Source organism: Pseudomonas sp. RA_105y_Pfl2_P56, assembly GCF_963970845.1.
Lineage (GTDB): Bacteria > Pseudomonadota > Gammaproteobacteria > Pseudomonadales > Pseudomonadaceae > Aquipseudomonas > Aquipseudomonas baetica_A.
The window spans coordinates 1-24032 of the sequence record NZ_CAXAPL010000014.1; the positions used below are offsets into that span (position 1 = coordinate 1).

General features: G+C 59.4%; 17 protein-coding genes. 4 read left to right on the forward strand and 13 right to left on the reverse strand.

The genetic code is table 11. The features are described 5' to 3' along the window. Positions 1 to 355: 355 nt before the first annotated feature. Positions 356 to 700 carry a hypothetical protein gene (locus AACY11_RS11765; protein WP_339494817.1) on the forward strand — a complete coding sequence of 115 codons (345 nt, stop codon included), beginning with the start codon at positions 356 to 358 and terminating at the stop codon, positions 698 to 700. Between the two features lie 414 nt (positions 701 to 1114). Then, positions 1115 to 1552 (forward strand): excinuclease, encoded by a 438-nt coding sequence (locus tag AACY11_RS11770; protein WP_339494818.1) that lies wholly within the window; start codon positions 1115 to 1117, stop codon positions 1550 to 1552. An 86-nt stretch (positions 1553 to 1638) separates the two neighbouring features. Here the strand turns inward: AACY11_RS11770 and AACY11_RS11775 are convergent, their stop codons facing one another. Continuing rightward, positions 1639 to 2541 carry a LysR family transcriptional regulator gene (locus AACY11_RS11775; RefSeq protein WP_339494819.1) on the reverse strand — a complete coding sequence of 301 codons (903 nt, stop codon included), beginning with the start codon at positions 2539 to 2541 and terminating at the stop codon, positions 1639 to 1641. Between the two features lie 118 nt (positions 2542 to 2659). Here AACY11_RS11775 and AACY11_RS11780 point away from each other — a divergent pair, with 118 nt between their 5' ends. Continuing rightward, on the forward strand, positions 2660 to 3934 hold the full coding sequence (locus AACY11_RS11780; protein WP_339494820.1) for an MFS transporter: 1275 nt from the start codon (positions 2660 to 2662) through the stop codon (positions 3932 to 3934). A gap of 109 nt (positions 3935 to 4043) precedes the next feature. Here the strand turns inward: AACY11_RS11780 and hemE are convergent, their stop codons facing one another. The 11 genes from hemE to AACY11_RS11835 form a co-directional block, all read right to left on the reverse strand. Continuing rightward, the gene (gene hemE / locus AACY11_RS11785; protein WP_339494821.1) at positions 4044 to 5111 is read right to left on the reverse strand and encodes a uroporphyrinogen decarboxylase; all 1068 of its coding nucleotides are present in this window, start codon (positions 5109 to 5111) and stop codon (positions 4044 to 4046) included. A gap of 245 nt (positions 5112 to 5356) precedes the next feature. Then, entirely contained in the window at positions 5357 to 6775 is a 1419-nt protein-coding gene (locus AACY11_RS11790) for an FAD-dependent oxidoreductase (RefSeq protein WP_007909438.1), read from the reverse strand. Positions 6776 to 6808: 33 nt separating this feature from the next. Beyond that, on the reverse strand, positions 6809 to 11254 hold the full coding sequence (gene gltB, locus AACY11_RS11795) for a glutamate synthase large subunit (RefSeq protein ID WP_339432946.1): 4446 nt from the start codon (positions 11252 to 11254) through the stop codon (positions 6809 to 6811). A gap of 349 nt (positions 11255 to 11603) precedes the next feature. Next, positions 11604 to 13166, reverse strand: a complete 1563-nt coding sequence (locus AACY11_RS11800; RefSeq protein WP_339432947.1) for an AAA family ATPase — start codon at positions 13164 to 13166, stop codon at positions 11604 to 11606. A gap of 10 nt (positions 13167 to 13176) precedes the next feature. Next, positions 13177 to 14277, reverse strand: coding sequence for a 3-dehydroquinate synthase (gene aroB / locus AACY11_RS11805; protein ID WP_339432948.1), 1101 nt, complete (start codon positions 14275 to 14277; stop codon positions 13177 to 13179). A gap of 152 nt (positions 14278 to 14429) precedes the next feature. Beyond that, a complete protein-coding gene (aroK, locus tag AACY11_RS11810; protein ID WP_221731302.1) occupies positions 14430 to 14948 on the reverse strand; it encodes a shikimate kinase AroK in 519 nt (172 codons plus the stop codon). Positions 14949 to 14952: 4 nt separating this feature from the next. Beyond that, on the reverse strand, positions 14953 to 17034 hold the full coding sequence (pilQ, locus tag AACY11_RS11815) for a type IV pilus secretin PilQ (protein WP_339432949.1): 2082 nt from the start codon (positions 17032 to 17034) through the stop codon (positions 14953 to 14955). Positions 17035 to 17047: 13 nt separating this feature from the next. Beyond that, positions 17048 to 17575: a pilus assembly protein PilP gene (locus AACY11_RS11820; protein WP_339494823.1), complete on the reverse strand. Its 528-nt coding sequence runs from the start codon at positions 17573 to 17575 to the stop codon at positions 17048 to 17050. Next, positions 17572 to 18195: a type 4a pilus biogenesis protein PilO gene (gene pilO / locus AACY11_RS11825; RefSeq protein WP_339432951.1), complete on the reverse strand. Its 624-nt coding sequence runs from the start codon at positions 18193 to 18195 to the stop codon at positions 17572 to 17574. Before pilO ends, AACY11_RS11820 begins: the two co-directional genes overlap by 4 nt. Next, positions 18192 to 18758: a PilN domain-containing protein gene (locus AACY11_RS11830; RefSeq protein WP_339464015.1), complete on the reverse strand. Its 567-nt coding sequence runs from the start codon at positions 18756 to 18758 to the stop codon at positions 18192 to 18194. Before AACY11_RS11830 ends, pilO begins: the two co-directional genes overlap by 4 nt. After that, positions 18758 to 19822: a pilus assembly protein PilM gene (locus AACY11_RS11835; RefSeq protein WP_339464012.1), complete on the reverse strand. Its 1065-nt coding sequence runs from the start codon at positions 19820 to 19822 to the stop codon at positions 18758 to 18760. The genes AACY11_RS11830 and AACY11_RS11835 overlap by 1 nt, the downstream gene beginning before the upstream one ends. 219 nt (positions 19823 to 20041) lie before the next feature. Here AACY11_RS11835 and AACY11_RS11840 point away from each other — a divergent pair, with 219 nt between their 5' ends. After that, on the forward strand, positions 20042 to 22486 hold the full coding sequence (locus AACY11_RS11840) for a penicillin-binding protein 1A (RefSeq protein ID WP_401159729.1): 2445 nt from the start codon (positions 20042 to 20044) through the stop codon (positions 22484 to 22486). Between the two features lie 223 nt (positions 22487 to 22709). On the opposite strand, the gene AACY11_RS11845 is transcribed toward AACY11_RS11840, so the two are convergent. Next, a complete protein-coding gene (locus AACY11_RS11845; RefSeq protein WP_339432955.1) occupies positions 22710 to 23978 on the reverse strand; it encodes a malic enzyme-like NAD(P)-binding protein in 1269 nt (422 codons plus the stop codon). Positions 23979 to 24032 lie beyond the last annotated feature (54 nt).

The window sequence follows — 24032 nt, forward strand, 5'->3', positions numbered from 1 at the left end:
GGGAACACGCTGGTCTGGCTGCGGGACTCTCCTTGGATGTAGGCCATAACGAAAAATGCTCCGTATCTTTCGATACGGAGCATTTTCTTTGAGTGCCGCACAGATTGCTAGGTTTTCACACAGTCTGAATTGGCGCCCTTTTGTTTTACCGGGAGCCATTTCACAACCAATTGACGTAGAACAAAAAGCTCTGAACCTAGGACCATCCATTCCAAAACTCTCTATTAACCTGTCACTTATGACAGGTGGCACGAAAAGTAAATCCTTATACATTGATTAAGCAAAAAAACCTTCAAAAAGGCGTTTTTTTACTTGTGGCATTTGAAAACCAACAACTATCAAAAGGAAACAAACAATGTCTGACTATCAATGGATAAACTCAAGAGACGAACTTGAAGAAAAACTTTTAGACATGATGTCCGCTGCAACCGAAGATGCTAAAAGCGCTGAAAAAACCTGGACCGAAAAAGTTGAGTACACTGAAGAAGTTAGTGCGTTTCTGACGATAAACGTAATTGCCGAGGGATCATCAACCACAATGTCCCTCAATGATTTCGTTGATAACCTTCACAATGAAATAAATTTCTACGAGGGTGGCAAATACGAAAAAAAAGTTAAAGAAACTTTAAAAGGAAAAACAATGTATTGCAAGATAATTATTGAGGCAGCTCCTCCTGCCTATAAAGAGCCCGGTTACTGATCTCGCATGCAAAAAGTCACCGGTTTATCTCTGTAATGGAATACCGGTGACTTCAGACGTGAATTCCTCGCAGAAGTTATTATTCAGCCTCAAACTTAACCAAAGTAAAACCCGAGCGAATACCTGACCTGTGACAACATTAACCCCATACTGACAACATATCGCTCTCCTTTATTAGATCGCGACGCTCCCGCTTCCTGCTTCGGCTTTACACCACACTGTTTTAGCTTTTTGGTAGCGCTCACCTGCGCGCCTCCTTTCCATAAGGCTGCTCGTATTTCCTTGAACGCCTAAACAACATTGCCTGCCAGCCAACTACACTTGCTCAAGCAGGTAGCCCCAAACAGCCTGCCGGAATGGCGAGTCCAATTTGTCGAGCACTCGCGGTTCTCTTTCACCGTCAAGGAGATGACCATGCAAGTGAAAGCCCTGATCGCCGCTGCGCTTTTCGCGCTACTGCCCAGCGCCAGCCACGCCACCAATCTGATGTACATGCCCTTCGAAACCGTGCTGTCGGACGCGGTTCGCGCCGGACGGCTGGATGGCAGCGTGAAGTTCTATCTGCTCGGCAATGGGCCGCAGGGGACTCAGCAGTTGTTGCGCAGCGGAGTAGTCAGTGATTTGAAGACCAACGGATTCAACAAGAGTGATCATGATTCCTGCGAGTGGGTGTTGCAGTCGAATCTGATCAAGCTGCAGGCCGATGCCAAACGGGGCGGGGCGAATGCGGTGGTCAATATCGTCAGCTATTACGACCAGCATGTGCGCAAGGATTTGAATACGTATGAGTGCCGGGCGGGGATTTTTGTCACGCGGGTGGCGTTGAAGGGGGATCTGGTGCGGTTGCCATAAAACAGGTGGCGCTGGTGCGTAGGCCTTCGCGAACAAGCCCCGGCCCACTGTGGGAGCGGGCTTGCTCGCGAAAAGGCCCGCAGCCATCACCCAATTGAAGGCTCGACCTTGCGCGTGAGCAGGTCGACAAACGCCTTGGCCATCGGCGATTTCTGATCCTTGCGCTGCACCAGCCACACCGCTGAAACCGCTTCAGGATCCAGCAGCGGCCGGTAGACCACGCCGTCGATGCGCATCCGCTGGTAGGACGCAGGCAATACCGAGACGCCCAACCCCGCCGCGACCAGTCCGATAATGGTCATCGCCTCGCCGGCCTCTTGGGCGAAGTGTGGGCTGAACCCGGCATCGCGGGCCAGGCTGAGCAGTTGTGCGTAGAGACCGCTGCCATAGCTGCGCGGGAAGAACACGAAGGGTTCCAGCGCCAGTGCCGAGAGGAACAGGCCTTCCTCGCTGCCTTGGACCAACGGATGCTTGGCACTGAGCACCGCCACCAGCGGTTCGCGCATCAACTCGACTACGCTCAACGAATCCGGCAACCCCAGCGGGCGCATGATGCCGACCTCGATCGACTCATCGACCAGCGCCTCAGCCACTTGGGTACTGCTCATCTCCCGCAGGTTCAGGTGCACCGCCGGAAAACGCTGGCGAAAGGAAAAGATCGCCTGCGGAATAGTCGAGTTGAACGGCGCCGACGAGGTGAAACCAATCTTCAACTCGCCCAATTCACCGAGTTGCGCACGTCGGGCGACGTCCGCCGCTTTGTCGACCTGGGCCAACACCAGCCGCGCTTCCTCCAAAAACAATCTGCCGGCCTCACTCAGCTCGACCCGACGATTGGTGCGCTCGAACAGTCGCGCGCCAACCTCTTGCTCCAGCGCCTGAATCTGCTGGCTCAGTGGTGGCTGAGAAATCCCCAGCACTTGTGCGGCGCGGCCAAAATGCAGTTCTTCGGCAACGGCGATGAAGTAGCGCAGATGACGCAATTCCATGGAAACCCCATTAGGTCGTTAAAGCTATCAAACAGGTCGAACAATATATTGGATAGAAACATTAGCCAGCTATATGATTTTTTCATTGCCTGCCTGGCCGTGCCCTTCGAGGTCTGATGTGAAAACCGCCGCTGCCCCTCTTGCCCATGAAGTCCCGCCCACAGCGGCGGACGATGTCGTCGCCGAACGGCAAGAGATCTACATCGAAAAAGGCACGCCGATGTTCATGCGCACGGTGCTCGCGCTGTTCAGCGGCGGCTTCGCGACCTTCGCCCTGCTGTATTGCGTACAGCCGATGATGCCGCTGCTGTCCCACGAATACGGGATCAACGCGGCGCAGAGCAGCCTGATTCTGTCAGTGTCCACGGGTATGCTCGCCATCGGCCTGCTGATTACCGGGCCGATTTCCGATCGGGTCGGGCGTAAACCGGTGATGGTCACCGCGCTGTTCGCGGCGGCGTTGTGCACCATCGCCAGTTCAATGATGCCGAGCTGGCAGGGTGTGCTGATCATGCGCGCACTGATCGGGTTGTCATTGAGCGGTCTGGCGGCGGTGGCGATGACCTATCTGAGTGAAGAAATTCATCCGCAGCACATCGGCCTTGCCATGGGTTTGTACATCGGCGGCAACGCAATTGGCGGGATGAGCGGACGGTTGATCACCGGGGTGCTGATCGACTTCGTCAGTTGGCACACGGCGATGCTGGTGATTGGCGGCCTGGCGCTGGTCGCGGCAGCGGTGTTCTGGAAAATCCTCCCCGAGTCGCGCAACTTTCGTTCGCGCTCGCTACACCCGCGCAGCCTGCTCGACGGCTTCACCATGCATTTTCGCGACGCCGGTTTGCCGCTGCTGTTCCTTGAAGCCTTTTTGCTGATGGGCGCGTTCGTCACGCTGTTCAACTACATCGGCTATCGCTTGCTGGCTGCGCCGTACAATCTTGATCAGGTGTTTGTCGGCTTGCTGTCGGTGGTGTACCTGTCGGGTATCTACAGCTCGGCGAAGATCGGTTCACTGGCGGACAAACTGGGCCGACGCAAAGTGTTGTGGGCGACGATTGCGCTGATGTTTGCAGGTTTGGCGCTGACGATGTTCACCCCTGTGCCGCTGATCATCATCGGCATGCTGATCTTCACCTTTGGCTTCTTTGGGGCGCACTCGGTGGCGAGTAGCTGGATCGGGCGGCGGGCGACCAGAGCCAAAGGACAGGCGTCTTCGCTTTACCTGTTTAGCTATTACGCCGGATCAAGCATTGCCGGCACGGCAGGCGGGGTGTTCTGGCACTTGGGCGGGTGGAACGGGATTGGTTTGTTTATCGGCGCGCTGTTGCTGGTGGCGCTGTTGGTGGCGTTGAAGCTGGCGAAGTTGCCGCCGTTGGGCGGCGTCAACGCCTGACAAAAATCCTCTCCCACAGTTGGTCTGTTTTCGGCTCCAGATCGTGGAAACAAAAACGCCCGGCATTTGCCGGGCGTTTTGCTTTGCTGAACTTAGAGCTGGGCGTCGATCACACGTGATACTGCGCCGACAGCTCATGCACCGCGCGCAGGAAGGCGCCCGCGTGCTCCGGATCGACCTCAGGGGTGATGCCGTGGCCGAGGTTGAACACGTGGCCGCTGCCCTTGCCGTAGCTGGCCAGAATGCGCCCGACTTCGGTGCGGATCGCTTGCGGTTTTGCATAAAGCACGGTCGGGTCCATGTTGCCTTGCAGCGCGACTTTGTCGCCGACACGGGCGCGGGCGTTGCCGATGTCGCAGGTCCAGTCCAGACCCAGTGCGTCGGCGCCAGCGTCAGCGATGCTTTCCAGCCACAGGCCGCCGTTTTTGGTGAACAGGATCACCGGCACTTTGCGACCGTCGTGCTCGCGGATCAGGCCGCTGACGATTTTCTTCATGTAGGCCAGCGAGAACTCCTGATACGCCGCCGCCGACAGATTGCCGCCCCAGGTATCGAAGATCTGCACCGCTTGCGCACCGGCCATGATCTGGCCGTTGAGGTAGGAGGTCACCGACTGCGCGAGTTTATCCAGCAGCAGGTGCATGGCTTGCGGATTGTCGTAGAGCATCGCTTTGGTCTTGCGGAAGTCTTTCGACGAGCCGCCTTCGACCATGTATGTGGCCAGCGTCCAAGGGCTGCCGGAGAAGCCGATCAGCGGAACGCGACCGTTGAGCTCGCGACGGATGGTGCTGACCGCATCCATCACGTAACCAAGGTCTTTGTGCGGATCAGGGATAGGCAAAGCTTCAATGTCGGCCAGGGTGCTGACGACTTTCTTGAAGCGCGGGCCTTCACCGGTCTCGAAGTACAGGCCCTGGCCCATGGCATCGGGGATGGTGAGGATGTCGGAAAACAGGATCGCCGCGTCCAGTTGCGGGTAGCGGTCGAGCGGTTGCATCGTGACTTCGCAGGCGAATTCCGGATTCATGCACAGGCTCATGAAGTCACCGGCGTGGGCACGGCTGGCGCGGTATTCCGGCAGGTAGCGACCGGCCTGACGCATCATCCACACCGGGGTGACGTCAACGGGTTGCTTGAGCAGGGCGCGCAGGAAACGGTCGTTCTTCAGGGCAGTCATGTCGGCATCCGGAAAAAAAGTGCGGGCATTTTCTCAGAGCGCGACGCAAAAGGCACGGATGCAGGTCAGCCTTTTGTCTATCGGGTCAATTTGTCGCGGTTGAAACCGGCTTTTTGCAACACCACGAAACAACTGTGGGAGCGGGCTTGCTCGCGAAGAGGCCGGCACACTCAACAGAGATGTTGACTGACAGACCGCTTTCGCGAGCAAGCCCGCTCCCACATTTAATCGCATTTCAAGTCTGGTTAAACACCAAGGTAATCGAGGATACCTTCGGCGGCATTACGGCCTTCGAAGATCGCCGTCACCACCAGATCCGAACCGCGCACCATGTCGCCACCCGCAAATATCTTCGGGTTGCTGGTCTGGTGCTTGTACTGACCTTGCTCGGGCGCAACTACGCGGCCCTGGCTGTCCGTCTGGATTTCGAACTGTTCGAACCACGGCGCCGGGCTCGGACGGAAACCGAAAGCGATGACCACGGCGTCGGCCGGGATGATCTCTTCGGAGCCCGGGATCGGCTCGGGGCTGCGGCGGCCACGGGCGTCCGGTTCGCCGAGACGGGTCTCGACCACCTTCACGCCTTCGACCTTGTCTTCACCGACGATGGCGATCGGCTGGCGGTTATAGAGGAATTTCACGCCCTCTTCCTTGGCGTTCTTCACCTCTTTGCGCGAGCCGGGCATGTTCGCTTCGTCACGACGATAGGCGCAGGTCACCGACTTGGCGCCCTGACGAATCGACGTGCGGTTGCAGTCCATCGCCGTGTCGCCGCCGCCGAGCACCACAACCTTCTTGCCTTTCATGTCGACGAAATCTTCCGGCGACTTTTCAAAGCCCAGGTTGCGGTTGACGTTGGCGATCAGGAAGTCCAGCGCGTCGTAGACGCCCGGCAGATCCTCACCGGCAAAACCGCCCTTCATGTAGGTGTAGGTGCCCATGCCCATGAACACCGCATCGTATTCGGCGAGCAGTTGCTCCATGGTCACGTCTTTGCCGACCTCGGTGTTGAGGCGGAACTCGATGCCCATGCCGGTGAAGACTTCGCGACGATTGCTCAGCACGGTCTTTTCCAGCTTGAACTCGGGGATACCGAAGGTCAGCAGACCACCGATTTCCGGGTTCTTGTCGAACACCACCGGGGTCACACCGCCGCGTACCAGCACGTCGGCACAGCCCAGGCCCGCCGGGCCTGCGCCGATGATCGCGACACGCTTGCCGGTCGGCTTGACCTTGGACATGTCCGGGCGCCAGCCCATGGCGAACGCGGTGTCGGTGATGTACTTCTCGACCGAACCGATGGTCACCGCGCCAAAACCGTCGTTGAGGGTGCAGGCACCCTCGCACAGACGATCCTGCGGGCACACCCGGCCGCACACTTCCGGCAGGGTGTTGGTCTGGTGCGACAGCTCGGCGGCCTGAAGGATGTTGCCTTCGGCCACCAATTTGAGCCAGTTGGGAATGAAGTTGTGCACCGGGCACTTCCATTCGCAATACGGGTTGCCGCAACCCAGGCAGCGGTGGGCCTGATCGGCCGACTGCTGGGGTTTGAACGGTTCGTAGATCTCGACGAACTCTTTCTTGCGTTGACGCAACAGTTTCTTCTTCGGATCTTTGCGCCCGACATCGATGAACTGGAAGTCGTTATTCAGACGTTCAGCCATTGTTAAAACCTCATCAAACTCTTCAGGCGCATATCACTGCGGGTTGGCACGAGTGCTGGAAAGCAACGATTTCAGGTTGGCAGCCTTCGGCTTGACCAGCCAGAAACGGCGCAAGTAGTCATCGAGGTTCTCGGCGAGTTCACGCCCCCACTCGCTGTCGGTTTCGGCGACATACTCGTTCAGCACGTTTTGCAGATGGCTGCGATAGGCCTCCATCGCCTCGCCGCTGATCCGCTGGATTTCCACCAGTTCGTGGTTGACCCGGTCAACGAAAGAGTTGTCCTGATCAAGCACGTAGGCGAAACCACCGGTCATGCCAGAACCGAAGTTGTAACCGGTTTTGCCCAAGACGCAGACGAAACCACCGGTCATGTACTCGCAGCAGTGATCGCCAGTGCCTTCCACAACCGTGTGGGCACCTGAGTTACGCACGGCGAAACGCTCACCTGCGGTGCCAGCGGCGAACAGCTTGCCGCCCGTGGCGCCGTACAGGCAGGTGTTGCCGATGATGGCGCTGTTCTGAGTCTGATAGACGCTGCCCTTCGGCGGCACGATGACCAGTTTGCCGCCGGTCATGCCTTTGCCGACGTAGTCGTTGGCATCGCCTTGCAGGTACATGTTCAGACCGCCGGCGTTCCACACGCCAAAGCTCTGACCCGCCGTCCCTTTGAAACGGAAGGTGATCGGCGCCTTGGCCATGCCCTGGTTGCCGTGCTTGCGCGCGATTTCACCGGAGATCCGCGCGCCGATCGAACGGTCGCAGTTGCAGATGTCCAGGTCGAATTCGGCGCCGCTCATGTCATTGATCGCCGACGACGCCATCTCGACCATTTTCTCGGCCAGCAGGCCTTGGTCGAATGGCGGGTTGCGCTCAACGCCGCAGAACTGAGGTTTGTCCGCCGGGATGTGATCGCTGCCCAGCAGCGGGGTCAGATCCAGGTGGTTTTGCTTGGCGGTCTGGCCTTCAAGGATTTCCAGCAGATCGGTGCGGCCGATCAGCTCTTCGAGGGAACGCACGCCGAGCTTGGCCAGCCACTCACGGGTTTCTTCGGCGACGTAGGTGAAGAAATTCACCACCATGTCGACGGTGCCGATGTAGTGATCCTTGCGCAGCTTCTCGTTCTGAGTCGCGACGCCGGTGGCGCAGTTGTTCAGGTGGCAGATGCGCAGGTATTTGCAGCCCAGCGCGATCATCGGCGCAGTACCGAAGCCGAAGCTTTCGGCGCCGAGGATGGCAGCCTTGATGACGTCGAGGCCGGTTTTCAGGCCACCGTCGGTCTGCACCCGGACTTTGCCGCGCAGGTCGTTGCCGCGCAGGGTCTGGTGGGTTTCAGCCAGGCCGAGTTCCCACGGTGCGCCAGCGTATTTGATCGAGGTCAGCGGCGAAGCACCGGTGCCACCGTCGTAGCCGGAGATGGTGATCAAGTCCGCGTAGGCCTTGGCCACACCGGCAGCGATGGTGCCGACGCCCGCTTCGGCGACGAGTTTCACCGAAACCAGCGCCTTCGGGTTGACCTGCTTGAGGTCAAAAATCAGCTGCGACAAGTCTTCGATCGAATAGATGTCGTGGTGCGGCGGTGGCGAAATCAGCGTTACACCCGGCACTGCATAGCGCAGCTTGGCGATCAGCCCGTTCACTTTACCGCCCGGCAGTTGCCCGCCCTCGCCCGGCTTGGCGCCTTGGGCGACCTTGATCTGCAGCACTTCGGCGTTGACCAGGTATTCCGGCGTCACGCCGAAACGGCCAGTGGCGACCTGCTTGATTTTCGAACTCTTGATGGTGCCGTAACGCGCCGGGTCTTCACCACCTTCGCCGGAGTTGGAACGCGCACCGAGGCGGTTCATGGCTTCGGCCAGGGCTTCGTGAGCTTCCGGCGACAGGGCGCCCAGCGAGATACCGGCGGAGTCGAAGCGCTTGAGCACCGATTCCAGCGGTTCGATTTCACTGATGTCCAGCGGCGTGTCGAGGGTCTTGACCTTGAACAGGTCGCGAATCATCGACACCGGACGGTTGTCCACCAGCGAGGTGTATTCCTTGAACTTGGCGTAGTCGCCCTGCTGCACGGCGGCTTGCAGGGTGTTGACCACGTCCGGGTTGTAGGCGTGGTATTCGCCACCGTGGACGAACTTCAGCAGGCCGCCCTGCTGGATCGGCTTGCGCGGGCTCCAGGCTTCGGTGGCCAGTGCCTTTTGCTCGGCTTCGATATCGACGAAACGTGCGCCCTTGATGCGGCTCGGCACGCCACGGAAGCTCAGCTCGCACACTTCTTCGGCCAGGCCGATGGCTTCGAACAACTGCGCACCGCGGTACGAAGCGATGGTCGAGATGCCCATCTTCGACAGGATCTTGAGCAGACCTTTGGTGATGCCTTTGCGGTAGTTCTTGAACACCTCGTAGAGGTCGCCCAGCACTTCACCGGTACGGATCAGGTCGCCCAGCACTTCGTAAGCCAGGAACGGATAGACCGCCGAGGCGCCGAAACCGATCAGCACGGCAAAGTGGTGCGGATCGCGTGCGGTCGCGGTTTCAACGAGGATGTTGGAATCGCAGCGCAGGCCTTTTTCGGTCAGGCGGTGGTGTACCGCACCGGTGGCCAGCGAGGCGTGAATCGGCAGTTTGCCCGGCGCGATATGGCGGTCGCTCAGGACGATCTGGGTACGACCGGCGCGCGCGGCTTCTTCAGCCTGATCGGCCACATTGCGGATGGCCGCTTCGAGGCCGACGCTTTCGTCGTAGTTGAGGTCGATGATCTGCCGCTCAAAGCCCGGGCGGTCGAGATTCATCAACGAGCGCCACTTGGCCGGGGAAATCACCGGCGAGCTGAGGATCACGCGCGAGGCGTGTTCCGGCGACTCCTGGAAGATGTTGCGCTCGGCACCGAGGCAGATTTCCAGCGACATCACGATGGCTTCACGCAGCGGGTCGATCGGCGGGTTGGTGACCTGCGCGAACTGCTGGCGGAAATAGTCGTACGGCGTGCGCACGCGCTGGGACAGCACGGCCATCGGCGTATCGTCGCCCATCGAGCCCACGGCTTCGTAGCCTTGTTCGCCAAGCGGACGCAGGACCTGATCGCGCTCCTCGAACGTGACCTGATACATCTTCATGTATTGCTTGAGCTGATCGACGTCGTAGAAAGCCGAACCGTGATCGTTGTCTTCCATGGTCGCCTGAATGCGCAGGGCATTCTTGCGCAGCCATTGCTTGTACGGATGACGGGATTTCAAGCGGTTGTCGATCGCATCGGTGTCGAGGATCTGCCCGGTTTCAGTGTCCACGGCGAGGATCTGCCCCGGACCGACACGGCCCTTGGCGATCACGTCTTCTGGCTGGTAGTTCCAGACGCCGATTTCCGAAGCAACGGTGATGAAACCGTTGGTGGTGGTGACCCAGCGCGCCGGGCGCAAACCGTTACGGTCAAGCAGGCACACCGCGTAGCGACCATCGGTCATGACCACGCCGGCCGGGCCGTCCCAAGGCTCCATGTGCATCGAGTTGTACTCGTAGAACGCACGCAGATCCGGGTCCATGGTTTCAACGTTCTGCCACGCAGGCGGAATGATCATCCGCACGCCACGGAACAGGTCGATGCCGCCGGTGACCATCAGTTCGAGCATGTTGTCCATGCTCGAGGAGTCGGAACCGACACGGTTGACCAGCGGGCCGAGTTCTTCCAGATCCATCAGATCGTTGGTGAACTTGGTCCGACGGGCCTGCGCCCAGTTACGGTTACCGGTGATCGTGTTGATCTCGCCGTTGTGGGCGAGGAAGCGGAATGGCTGAGCCAGCGGCCATTTCGGCAGGGTGTTGGTGGAGAAACGCTGGTGGAACACGCAGATCGCGGTTTGCAGGCGCTCGTCGCTCAGGTCCGGATAGAACGCGGCCAGGTCGGCCGGCATCATCAGGCCTTTATAAATGATGGTCTTGTGCGAAAAGCTGCAGATGTAGTGGTCGGAGTCGACGGCATTGGCCACCGACGAACGACGGCGGGCGCTGAACAACTTGACCGCCATGTCCTGATCGCTCAGGCCTTCGCCGCCGATGTAGACCTGCTCGATCTGCGGCAGGCGCTCAAGGGCCAGGCGACCAAGGACGCTGGTGTCGATTGGCACTTTGCGCCAGCCGATCAGTTGCAGGCCTTCAGCGAGGATCTCGCGGTTCATGTTCTCGCGAGCGGCTTCGGCCTTGGCCGGATCCTGATTGAAGAAGACCATGCCCACGGCATATTGCTTGGGCAGTTCGACGCTGAAGGCTTCCTGGGCAATCGCACGCAGGAACGCATCGGGCTTTTGAATCAGCAGACCGCAACCGTCACCGGTCTTGCCGTCGGCATTAATCCCACCGCGGTGGGTCATGCAGGTCAGGGCCTCAATGGCCGTTTGCAAAAGGGTATGACTGGGCTCGCCCTGCATATGGGCTATCAGGCCGAAACCGCAGTTATCCTTGAATTCATCTGGTTGGTACAGACCTGCTTTCATAGACACTTTCTCACCAGGCTGCCTCTTTTCGAGGCAAATTTCTTTTCAATTCAACCACTTGCGTTCCGCGCCGAACGTACGCCGGCTTAGCGGGGGCAAAAGGGTGGTCATTGTACACAGCGACACAGAGGCTCACAAATTTGACGACGAAATGTCGCAAATTCATGTCGCATTTGTGAAAGGTTTAAAGCGATCTGCTGTGCTAGTCAAAACTTTTTTAATTTTGACCGCAACGACTCAAAGACTACTGTGACGCAGACACCACAAGGCACGCGACCTGGAAGGACGCGCGCACTCGTAGAAATTTTGAGGTGCTTGGAGAGGCGGCCTGGGTAAGGCCGCCGAATCTTCAGCGAGTTGTTGCCAGTTCCTGTTGGACGCTGGCGACAGTGCGAGGCCAAGGTTTACCAGCCTGAACCTTCGCTGGCAAGGCCTTGATGGCAGAAACAGCCGCGTCACGATTGGCGAAGTTGCCGTAGGTGATCACGTAGAGAGGCTTGCCGTTGAGCATTTTCTTGAAATAACGGTACTCGCCGCCCTGCTCTTTGACGAAGTTTTGTGCGCTCGTTTCGGAGCTGGTGCCGAGGATCTGCACCACGTAGTTGCCCGTCGGTTGCCCGGCGTACCAGCTGCCACCGGCGGCTTTGGCGACAGTAACCGGCTTCTCGACCGGTTTAGCGGCTGCCACTGGCTTGGCAGGCGCTGGAGCCGGTTTGGCTGCTGGCGCTGCCGGAGCAGGCTTGGCAGTGGCGATTTGCGTCGGTGCCGGCGTCGGTGCAGGACCGGCCGGAACACCCGCCGGTGGCGCCGAAGTGGTCACGGTTGGCGGCGTATCGCTGGAGCCTTCCAATGGCACGCCGTCGTCGCCTTCAGTGATACCGCCAGCCGCTTCGGCCAATGGGCCGCGCATGACGGGTTGCGAGTTGCCGACCAGCGGCAACGGCATCGGCTGTGTATTACCGGCGAATTCGACCGCTGGAGCACCGCCATTCGCTGCGCCCTGACCCAATGGCAGTTGAGCCTGCTCATTGGCCGGCGCGCCGGTGGTGGGTGCCTTGCTGCGACCCGGCATCAACCAGGCGGCGGCAACCGCGACCACAACGACGGCAGAAATCGCCAATACGTGTTTCTTCGGCATGTTAAACCCCATACTTGGACGCTTGACCGCAGAGCGGCTGGCAATCATGACTTCGATCAGAGCATCGCGAGCGACCTGGTTGATGTTACCCGGCCAACCCTCGGCGCTTTCGTGAATATCAGAGATCTGATCCGCGGTGAAAAGTTCGACACCCCGGCCTGCACCTTCGAGCCGTTGGTCGAGATACTCGCGGGTCTCTTCTTCGGTGTAAGGCTGCAACTCGATGACGTGGAAGCGTTCTTCCTCGAGCTGCAAAGCCTCGAGTTGAGCGATCAGCGACGATTCACCGAACAGGAATACATGCGGGCGACCTTCCGGCGCGCCGGCACCCAGTGCCATCAGCGCATCGAGGGCCGATTCGTCGAGTTGCTCGGCATCGTCCACCAGCAGATAGACTTCCTGACCGGTCAGCGCCAGTTGCACCACCTGATCCAGAATCGCAGCGACATCGGCCTGAGCGACGTTCAGCGCCTGCGCCACCTGGCGCAGCACGCCAGCCGCATCACCAGCACCGCGGGCGGAAACCACCACGCTCTGCACAGATTGTTTGTTGGTGCTGGCGACCAGCGCCTGACGCAGCAGGGTCTTGCCGCTGCCTTCCGGGCCGGTGACCACCAGCAGCAACTGGCTGTAACGCGCCAGATGATGCAATTGTCCCAGCACCGGTTTGCGCTGGGCCGGAAAGAACTTGAAGCCCGGCACCCGCGGCGCGAAGGGATCGTGACTTAACTGAAAATGGCCGAGGAACGCCTCGTCGGCATGCAAACTAGTCATCGGAATCTTATTAACCTTTAAGCTGTGCCAAGGCGCGGTAATCCGCTCCCAGCGTGGCCTGTAGAACCTCTTTCGGATAATCGTCGGTCACTACCGCTTCGCCCATCCGGCGCAGCAGCACCAGGCGCAGGCGACCGTCGATCACTTTTTTGTCGATTGCCATGTGTTGAAGAAAATCGGCTTCGGTCATTTCGGCAGGCGGGATCACCGGCAGACCTGCACGCTGGAACAGGCGAATACCGCGATCACGCTCCTGCTCGCTGATCCAGCCCAGACGCGCGGACATCTCCAGCGCCATCACGGTGCCAGCCGCCACCGCCTCACCATGCAGCCAGACACCATAGCCCATGTGAGTCTCGATGGCGTGGCCGAAGGTGTGACCGAGGTTGAGCGTGGCGCGTACGCCGGTTTCCTTCTCATCAGCGCCGACCACCGCAGCTTTGGCTGCGCAGGAGCGCTCGATGGCGTACGTCAGGGCCTTTTGATCCAGCGCGCGCAAGGCGTCTACATTGTCTTCGAGCCAGGTCAGGAACGGTTCGTCGCAAATCAGGCCGTACTTGATGACTTCCGCCAGCCCCGCCGACAACTCGCGCTCGGGCAGCGTCTTCAGGGAAGCGGTATCGATCAGCACCACGTTCGGCTGATAGAACGCGCCAACCATGTTCTTGCCCAGCGGATGATTGATACCGGTCTTGCCGCCCACCGACGAATCGACCTGGGACAGCAAAGTGGTGGGAATCTGGATGAAATCGACGCCACGCTGGTAACAGGCCGCGGCGAAACCGGCCATATCGCCGATCACACCGCCACCCAGGGCAATAACGGTCGTGCGGCGGTCATGACGGGCGGTCAGCAGACCGTCGAAGATCAGTTGCAGGGTTTCCCAGTTCTTGAAGGCTTCGCCGTCGGGCAACACCACGGAAATCACCGAGAACTGCGCCAGGCTGCGGGTCAGACGTTCGAGATAGAGCGGCGCAACGGTCTCATTGGAGATGATTGCCACCTGCCGCCCGTGAATATGCGGTGCCAGCAGTTGCGGCTGATCCAACAAACCTTCGCCAATATGAATCGGGTAGCTGCGCTCGCCTAGATCGACCTTGAGTGTCTGCATGTGTCCCCACAGTGAAGATGGAAGCAGGCGTCCTGCCCTGAATTATTGGTTGTCTGCGGCCTATAGCGGGTATGACGCCGCTCGCACGCCATCCGCCACAACCTCGACGGGCTGTGACAGGACGCCGAGGATAGCGCATTTCGGGCGATGCTTTAACGGGGTGGAAGCTGCGCCAGGCGATCGAGAATGTCGAGCACCACCATGCGTGGCGGCCGTTCGTCGGTTTCCACCACCAGATCGGCGATTTCCCGATAAAGAGGATCACGGATCGCGAGCAGGTCTCGCAGGGTTTTCGCCGGATCAGCGGTGCGCAGCAACGGCCGATTGCGATCGCGGGAGGTGCGGCCAACCTGCTGTTCGACAGAGGCGTGCAAATACACCACACGCCCGCCGTCATGGAGGGCCTTGCGGTTGGCATCGCGCATGACTGCGCCACCGCCGGTCGCCAACACCACGCCATCGAATCCGCACAGTTCGGCGATCATCGCCTGCTCACGGTCGCGAAAGCCCGGCTCGCCTTCCTTGTCGAAGATCCACGGGATATTGGCGCCCGTGCGCAGTTCAATTTCCTTGTCGGAATCTTTGAACGGCAGGCGCAGCTCTTTGGCCAGCAACCGGCCGATGGTGCTTTTTCCAGCGCCCATCGGTCCTACAAGAATCAAATTTCGCACAGAATCAACGACTCACAGCAATCGCCTGGTTATTCATGATACGCGGAGTGAGAAATACCAGCAGCTCGGATTTTTTCTCCGAAACCACATCACGCCGGAAAAGGCGGCCAAGATACGGCACATCGCCAAGAAATGGCACCTTATCTACAACCTTGCTTTGAGTATTTGAGAAAACGCCCCCAATCACGATGGTTTCGCCGTCATTGACCAGCACCTTGGCGTTGACCTCGTTCTTTTTGATCGGCGGGACATCCTGCACTTTGTTCAGGTAGTCCGGTTCGTCCTTGGTGACCTTGACCTCCATGATGATGCGGTTGTCTGGCGTGATCTGTGGCGTCACCTCCAGCGACAGCGAAGCCTCCTTGAACGACACCGAGGTGGCGCCGCTGGAGCTGGCTTCCTGGTAGGGAATTTCGGTGCCTTTGAGGATCTTGGCGGTTTCCTTGTCGGAGGTGACGACTTTCGGTTGCGAGACGATTTCGCCGTTGCCGGTTTTTTCCATGGCCGTCAGCTCAAGATCGAGCAACACGTTGTCAGTGATAAAAGCGATACCAATCCCGGACGTGTTGTTGACGGTGCCCATGTCGACGAACGGCGAGTTGGTGCTGGTGCTGCCCGGTGTTCCGATGGTGGTGGAAGAACCGTTGCTCACACCAGACGTGTTCCAGTTGCCCTTGTTCTGGATGGAGCCGCCCCAGCGCACGCCCAGGCTTTTGTCGTAATCGACGTTGGCCTCAACGATTCGCGCCTCGATCATCACTTGGCGCACCGGAATATCCAGTTGCGCCACGATCCGCCGCAGCTCATCAAGACGATCCTGAGTCTGGTAGGCAATGATGTTATTGGTGCGTTCATCGACGGTGATCGAACCGCGCTCGTCGATTTTCGCCTCGGCGCTGGTCACTGACTGGAACAGCTTGGCGATGTCCGCGGCCTTGGCGTAGTTCACCTGCAGCAGTTCACGGCGCAACGGTGCCAATTCAGCGATCTGCCTCTGCGATTCCAGCTCCTGGCGCTCACGGGCGGCGATCTCATCGGCCGGCGCCACCAGCAGCACGTTGCCGATCTTGCGTTTATCCAGCCCTTTGGTTTTCAACACCAGATCCAGTGCCTGGTCCCACGGCACATTTTGCAGGCGCAAGGTGATGCCGCCCTGCACCGTATCGCTGGCCACGAGGTTGAGGTTGGTGAAATCAGCGATCAGTTGCAGCACCGAACGTACATCGATGTCCTGAAAATTCAGCGAGAGTTTTTCGCCGGTGTACGCCTGACGGTCAGCGTTGCGTTTTTGCAGGTCGTCCATCGTCATCGGACGAATGCTGACGGTCAGCTTGTTGTCGGTCTGGAATGTGGAGTAATCGAAAGTGCCGCTGGGCTCGATGGTGATGATTGCACGATTGCCGGTCGCGGCAGCATTGACGAACTGCACAGGCGTGGCGAAATCCTTGACGTCGAGGCGCACCCGCAACTTGTCGGGCAACTGGGTGCGCGCGAAGCTGAGGATGACTTTGCCATCATGTTCCTGGATATCCGGGGCGATGGTCGGGTCAGACAGGTCGATGACCACGTTGCCCTCGCCTGCGGTACCGCGCTGAAAATCAACGCCGCGAATGGCTCGGGCCTTGGCGACGAACGCCGTGGCGGGAGGCGCCGCCGTGGTCACGCGCGGCGCTGCAACAGCGGCGGAACGCGGCGTGGCCGCTGGAGCCCCCTGACCTACCACCACGAACAGATTCTTACCCTCGACCCGCGTGCTGTAAGGCGCAAGCTGCGTCAGGCTGACGATCAGGCGGGTGCGATCCTTGGCTTCAACCACCGTGGCCGTGCGCGCATTGCCGCGGCCCAGATCGAGATTCTTTTTGGCCAAATGACTGGCTACACCGGGCAAATCCAGGGCAATCCGCGCCGGGGATTCGGTGGTGTAGCCCTTGGGTTGCGGTGGAGGGCCGTCGAACGACAGCTTCAGTTCGACGCGATCACCCGGCAATGCCGCCACGTCCAGCGTCTTCAGATTGGCCGCGATTACCATCGGCGACATCAGCGCTATCCATAGCGAAAAACCGAGGGTGGAGAAAATCCTGTTCATTATTCGACTTCCACTAAGAGTGCTCTTTCAAAGGAATGGTGCGTGGACGCTCCAGCCAGGCGCCTTCGCCGTCGGGCACGATTTCAATGACATCGACCTGAGTGGCGCTGATGGCAACGATGCGCCCGTCGTTGCGCCCCAGGTAGTCGCCGACCTTCAACCGATGCACCCCGCCCGCCCCGCGCAATAGCGCAAAGGAGCGGTTGGCATTGGAAATCGTGCCGACCATTTCAAACTGCTCGATGTTGAAGCCTTCGAGGTATTGCCTGACCCGGTTCGGGTCAGGTTTGACGTTGCGCGAACCGTGCTTCTGCCCGGCCAGATCGACACGCACCTGACGTGAGAACGGACTGCGCAGATTGGCGGCGCTATACGTGAATTTCGGGTAAGTGTGGAATGTCGGCGTGGGTTCAATCTTGCCCGCCGGGCGCAGACGCACTTCATTTATATAGGCGTCGAGGTCACTGAAACCTTCGCTGCCGCCACACCCGCTCAATGCCAGCAGCGCCGCCGACAGCGCGAGATAACGAGTCAGGGTCATTTCTGCAGCCCCTTGTCGTTATAGCGGTAAGTCTTGGCAAGAATGCTCATGCGCAGCTTCGGCCCGCCTTCCTTATTGGCCGGTGCCAGTTCGAAATCATGCAGCGTGACAATGCGCGGCAACCCGGCCACTCCGCTGACGAAAGTGGCAAGATCGTGATAGGAGCCGGTGACGGTAATCTGGATCGGCAGTTCGATGTAGAACGGCTGAGTCACTTCCGGCAGCAGTTTGATCTCCTCGAACTCCAGGCCGCTACCCAATCCCGTGCGGGTGATGTCTTCCAGTAAACCCGGCACCTCAGTGTCGCTCGGCAATTGCCGCAACAACACGCCGAAGGAGTTTTCCATTTCCTTCATCTGCTGGGTGTACAACTCGAGATTGGCCGACAGGTGCGCCTTGCTGGCGAACTGCTCCTTGAGCGCGGCCTCCTCCAGGCGCCTGGCCTCGAGTTGGTTTTCCATGTCGCTGATGAAAAAGTTATAGCCAAACGCCAATACCAGAACCATCACCAGCGCGCCGGCGATGGCCTTCACCGCGGCCGGCCAGGAACCGATGTTGCTGGTGTCCAGATCGTTGAAATCGACGTTGCGCAGACTCTCCAGCCATTCGGACGGCTTCATTGCTCGCCCTCCAGCGTCATGGGCTGGGTCTGACGAACAGTCAATTGAAAGACGTTGGCCTGCTCCACCTGGTCGGCTGAAGCGGCCTTCACTTCGTTCAGACTCGGCGCTTCGAACCAGTCGGACGCCTCCAGATTGCGCATCAACTCGGAAACACGATTGTTCGACTCCGCTGCCCCACTGATCGACAGGGTTTTACCAGCCATTTTCACGTCAGTGAAATACACGCCATCGGGCAAAGTGCGCGCCAGTTGATCGAAAATCCGCCCGATGACCTGCCGGTTGCCCTGCAGGTCCTGGATGATGTTCATGCGCTCGAGCAATTGTTGGCGATGAGCCTTAAGCTCGCTGATTTGTTTGATCCGCTCGTCGACTACAGCAATCTGTTTGCCAATGTAGTCGTTACGGGCCGCTTGCCGGGCGATGGCCGTATTGATGATCTGATCGGCGATAAACACTGCGCCCACAGAGCCGACCAACACGCCCGTCAGCACCAGCAGGAAGCGTTTGCGCTGTGCTTCGCGGCGCTCCTCACGCCAGGGTAAAAGGTTGATCCGCGCCATCAGTCGAAACTCCTGAGCGCGAGCCCGCAGGCAATCATCAGGGCCGGCGCGTCACTGGCCAGGGCCCCGGCGTTGACCTTGCTGCTCAAGGCCATGTCGGAAAAAGGATTGGCCACCTGAGTCGGCGTATCGAGGCGCTGCTCGATCAATCTATCCAGACCCGACACCGATGCGGTGCCGCCGGCCAGCAGAATGTGATCGACCGCGTTGTACTGCCCTGAGGCGAAGAAGAACTGCAACGAACGCGAAACCTGCTGCACCAGCGCTTCACGAAATGGCTGCAACACCTCGCTGACATAGTCGTCGGGAAGGCCACCCTGTTTCTTCGCCAGCCCCGCCTGCTCGACGGTCAGGCCATAGCGACGCTGGATTTCTTCGGTCAGTTGACGACCGCCGAACAGTTGCTCTCGGGTGTAGATGATCTTGCCGTTGTACAGAACGCTGAGGGTGGTCATGGTTGCGCCGATGTCGACCACCGCCACGGTCAGGCGCTCCTGGGAGGCCGCCAGTTGCGTCGCGAGCAGGCCGAACGAGCGTTCCAGCGCATACGCCTCGACGTCCACCACGCGAGCCGTCAGCCCGGCGAGCGCGAGGGCTGCTTCACGGACTTCGACGTTCTCCTTTCGGCAGGCAGCGAGCAACACGTTGACTCGCTCGGGGTTGCGCGGCGACACGCCCTGGACTTCAAAGTCGATAGCAACCTCGTCCAGCGGATAGGGAATGTATTGGTCAGCTTCGATCTTGAGCTGGTTTTCCAGCTCGTCGTCTGACAGTCCGGCGTCCATTTCGATGATTTTGGTGATGACCGCGGAACCGGCCACCGCCACCGCCACGCTCCTGTTGCTGGTGCGCGCCTTGACCAGCACCCGGCTCAGCGCCTGGCCGACACCTTCGAGCTCGGCGATGTTTTTCTCGACCACAGCGTTAGCTGGCAACGGCTCCACCGCGTATGCCTCGACCCGGTAGCGGTCACCCTGACGGCTCAACTCCAGCAGCTTCACCGACGTGGAACTGATGTCGATCCCCAGTAACGTATTGGCCTTTTTATTGAAGAGTCCCAGCACTACCAATTCCCTATGACTTTCCGTGAGTTACGGACTCTGTAATACGCATTGCGTTCCTTCACCCCGTCTTGACAGAAGCGCCAATGACGCCTCCGGCAGAAAAGTGCTTATAATGCCCAGCGATTTTTTCCGCTTTTTACTGCCAGCGCGGGCCGTTCTGTGTATAGCCGGAACCCCGTCGCCAAATTCATTCTTTGCCCTGGATGTCCAAAAGCCTTGATTCGTCTGCTGAAATTTTTCGGTTGGTCCATCGTCGCCGTTTTCTGCGGACTGCTATTAGGTCTCAGCGGCGCGTATCTTTACCTTAGTCCGGGTTTGCCATCTGTGGAGGCGCTGAGAAGCATTCAGTTGCAGATTCCACTGCGGGTCTACAGCAGCGACAACAAGTTGATCGCAGAATTTGGCGAAATGCGCCGGACTCCGATCCGTTTCGCCGACATTCCCCCCAATTTCATTAATGCGTTACTAAGTGCTGAAGACGACAATTTCGCCAATCACTACGGTGTCGATCCGAGCAGCCTGATGCGCGCCGCGACGCAATTGGTCAAAAGCGGCCACATTCAGTCCGGCGGCAGCACCATCACCATGCAGGTGGCGAAGAACTTCTTCCTGAGCAGCGAACGCAGCTTCTCGCGCAAAACCACCGAGATCTTGCTGGCCCTGCAAATCGAACGACAGCTGACCAAGGACGAGATTCTTGAGCTGTATGTGAACAAGATCTATCTGGGCAACCGCGCCTACGGCATCGAGGCGGCGGCGCAGGTGTATTACGGCAAGTCGATCCGCGACATCAGCCTGGCGCAAATGGCAATGATCGCCGGCCTGCCAAAAGCCCCGTCGCGCTTCAACCCGCTGGCGAACCCGGTGCGCAGCAAAGAACGCCGCGACTGGATCCTGGGGCGCATGTACAAACTCGGCAAGATCAGCGAGGCGGACTACACCGCCGCGGTCAACGAACCGCTGAACGCCAGCTATCACGTACCGACGCCAGAAGTGAACGCGCCGTACATCGCCGAAATGGCCCGCGCCGAAATGGTCGGCCGCTATGGGAGCGACGCCTACACCGAAGGCTTCCGCGTCACCACCACGGTGCCAAGCAACCTGCAGGAAATGGCCAACACTGCGCTGCACGAAGGTTTGATGACCTACGACCAGCGTCACGGCTATCGCGGCCCTGAATCGCGCTTGCCGGGCAAAACCCGCGAAGCCTGGGCCAACGAACTGACCAAACAGCGCACCATCAGCAGCCTGGAACCGGCGATCGTCACCCAGGTCGACAAGAACGGCCTACAAGTGCTGACCCGTACCGGTGAAGAACATGTCGCCTGGGACACCATGAAATGGGCGCGGCCGTTCCTCAACACCAACAGCATGGGCGCCACCCCGCGTCAGCCGTCGGATGTCGCGCAGGTCGGCGACCTGGTGCGAGTACAGCGCCAGAAGGACAATTCGCTGAAATTCAGCCAGATTCCGCAAGCGCAAGGTGCGCTGGTGTCGCTGGATCCACAGAACGGTGCGATTCGCTCCCTGGTCGGCGGTTTTGCCTTCGAGCAGAGCAACTACAACCGCGCCATGCAGGCCAAGCGTCAGCCGGGGTCGAGCTTCAAGCCGTTCGTCTACAGTGCTGCGCTGGATAACGGCTACACCGCCGCCAGCCTGGTGAACGACGCACCGATCGTTTTCGTCGACGAATACATGGACAAGGTCTGGCGACCAAAGAACGACAACAACACGTTCCTGGGTCCGATCCGTCTGCGCGAGGGGCTGTACAAGTCACGCAACCTCGTGTCGATCCGTTTGCTGCAGGCGATGGGCGTCGGCAAGACCATCGACTACATCACCCGCTTCGGCTTCAACAAGCAGGATCTGCCGCCCAACCTGTCTCTGGCGCTGGGCACCGCGACCCTGACGCCAATGGAGATCGCTACCGGTTGGAGCACGTTCGCCAACGGCGGCTACAAGATCACTCCGTATCTCATCGACAAGATTGAAAGCCGCAATGGCGACACGCTGTTCGTCGCCAACCCGCCAACCGTGCCGCAGGGCGGCTCGGCCACGGACGGCATCGCGGCGCCAGCCACTCAACCGCTCACCGTCGACACGGCGCCGGTTCCGGGCGAATCCGCAGACAACACAGCAGCACCACAAGTGCCGGCAGTGGCCGAGCGGATCGTCGATGGTCGCACTACTTACATCCTCAACAGCATGTTGCAGGACGTGATCAAGCTCGGCACCGGCCGTCGCGCACTGGCCATGGGTCGCAGCGACATCGCCGGTAAAACCGGTACGACCAACGAATCGAAAGATGCCTGGTTCTCTGGCTACAACGCCGATTACGTGACCACGGTCTGGACAGGCTTCGATCAGCCGGAAAGCCTAGGCCGCCGTGAATTCGGCGGCACGGTGGCGCTACCGATCTGGATGAACTACATGTCGGCTGCGCTGAAGGACAAGCCGCCACACGTGCAGCCTGAGCCGGAAGGCATCCTAAGCCTGCGGGTTGATCCGGTCAGCGGCCGTGCGGCAACACCGAGCACGCCGGGCGCCTACTTCGAGCTGTTCAAGGCCGAAGACACGCCGCCATCGGTGAATGAACTGGGTAACGGCACCGCACCGGGCAGTCCGTTGCCAGCGGATGAACAGGCGCCAATCGATTTGTTCTGATCCTGAACCGCTGAAAAGCCCCGTCTTCGAGAGAAGTGCGGGGCTTTTTTGTGCCTTCAGGATTTGCAGTGGATGAACCGCCTTCTTCACAGGTAAAACCGCTCGCGCACCCACTATGCGAGCCCCCCCCCTGCGGCAGCTGGCTTGCGCGCGAGGAGACATCAGAAACAAAAAAGCCCCGACTCTTGCGAGTCGGGGCTTTCGCTTGAAGCGCTACAACGACTTAGCCGTTGAACACATCATCGACGCTTTTCAGCGGGTAGTTCTTCGGATACGGCAGGGTTGCCACACCGGTCTCGATGGCGGCTTTGGCCACGGCATCGGAGATCAGGGTGATCAGGCGCTGGTCCATTGGCTTCGGAATGATGTACTCACGACCGAATTCCAGCGGGGCGCCACCGTAGGCATCGCACACGTCCTGAGGGACTGGCAGTTTGGCCAGTTCACGCAGGGCGTTGGCAGCAGCCACTTTCATTTCTTCGTTGATGCGCTTGGCGCGAACGTCCAGGGCACCACGGAAGATGAACGGGAAACCCAGTACGTTGTTGACCTGGTTCGGGTAGTCCGAACGGCCGGTGGCCATGATCACGTCGTTACGGGTGGCGTGCGCCAGTTCCGGGGAGATTTCCGGATCCGGGTTCGAGCACGCGAACACGATCGGGTTGGCCGCCATCGACAGCAGGCCTTCCGCGCTCAGCAGGTTCGGGCCGGACAGACCAACGAACACATCAGCGCCTTTCAGAGCGTCAGCCAGGGTGCGCTTCTCGGTGGCGTGGGCGAACACGGCTTTGTACTGGTTCAGGTCGTCACGGCCGGAGTGAATCACGCCAGTACGGTCAACCATGAAGATGTTTTCGATGCTTGCGCCCATGCTCACCAGCAACTTCATGCAGGAGATGGCAGCAGCACCAGCGCCCAGGCAGACGATCTTGGCGTCAGCCAGGGTTTTGCCAGCGATTTCCAGGGCGTTGATCATGCCTGCAGCGGTCACGATTGCAGTGCCGTGCTGGTCATCGTGGAACACTGGAATGTCGCACTGCTCGATCAGAGCGCGTTCGATCTCAAAGCACTCGGGTGCCTTGATGTCTTCCAGGTTGATGCCACCGAAGGTGATGGAAATGCGCTTGACGGTGTCGATGAAGGCTTGCGGGCTTTCGGAGTCGACTTCGATGTCGAAAACGTCGATGCCAGCGAAGCGCTTGAACAGTACGCCTTTACCTTCCATTACAGGCTTGGAAGCCAATGGGCCGAGGTTGCCCAGGCCGAGAATCGCGGTGCCATCGGAAATGACTGCAACCAGGTTGCCCTTGCCGGTGTACTTGTAGGCCAGTTCAGGATCGCGAGCGATCTCACGCACTGGTTCAGCTACGCCGGGGCTGTAGGCCAGCGACAGGTCGCGGGCGGTAGCAGTGGCCTTGGTGAGCTCGACACTCAGCTTCCCCGGACGAGGATTGGCATGATATTCGAGAGCGGCAGTTTTCAGATCAGACATTTTGGCATTCCGCTTTTTTACTGTTGGACAGACTGGTCAGCGAGGATACGCGCC

Bases quoted from the DNA above. Each gene is read 5' to 3' on its own strand.
- AACY11_RS11765 (WP_339494817.1), top strand. From the start codon at position 356: ATGTCTGACTATCAATGGATAAACTCAAGAGACGAACTTGAAGAAAAA.
- AACY11_RS11770 (WP_339494818.1), top strand. From the start codon at position 1,115: ATGCAAGTGAAAGCCCTGATCGCCGCTGCGCTTTTCGCGCTACTGCCC.
- AACY11_RS11775 (WP_339494819.1), bottom strand. From the start codon at position 2,541: ATGGAATTGCGTCATCTGCGCTACTTCATCGCCGTTGCCGAAGAACTG.
- hemE (WP_339494821.1), bottom strand. From the start codon at position 5,111: ATGACTGCCCTGAAGAACGACCGTTTCCTGCGCGCCCTGCTCAAGCAA.
- AACY11_RS11790 (WP_007909438.1), bottom strand. From the start codon at position 6,775: ATGGCTGAACGTCTGAATAACGACTTCCAGTTCATCGATGTCGGGCGC.
- gltB (WP_339432946.1), bottom strand. From the start codon at position 11,254: ATGAAAGCAGGTCTGTACCAACCAGATGAATTCAAGGATAACTGCGGT.
- AACY11_RS11800 (WP_339432947.1), bottom strand. From the start codon at position 13,166: ATGACTAGTTTGCATGCCGACGAGGCGTTCCTCGGCCATTTTCAGTTA.
- aroB (WP_339432948.1), bottom strand. From the start codon at position 14,277: ATGCAGACACTCAAGGTCGATCTAGGCGAGCGCAGCTACCCGATTCAT.
- pilQ (WP_339432949.1), bottom strand. From the start codon at position 17,034: ATGAACAGGATTTTCTCCACCCTCGGTTTTTCGCTATGGATAGCGCTG.
- AACY11_RS11820 (WP_339494823.1), bottom strand. From the start codon at position 17,575: ATGACCCTGACTCGTTATCTCGCGCTGTCGGCGGCGCTGCTGGCATTG.
- pilO (WP_339432951.1), bottom strand. From the start codon at position 18,195: ATGAAGCCGTCCGAATGGCTGGAGAGTCTGCGCAACGTCGATTTCAAC.
- AACY11_RS11830 (WP_339464015.1), bottom strand. From the start codon at position 18,758: ATGGCGCGGATCAACCTTTTACCCTGGCGTGAGGAGCGCCGCGAAGCA.
- AACY11_RS11845 (WP_339432955.1), bottom strand. From the start codon at position 23,978: ATGTCTGATCTGAAAACTGCCGCTCTCGAATATCATGCCAATCCTCGT.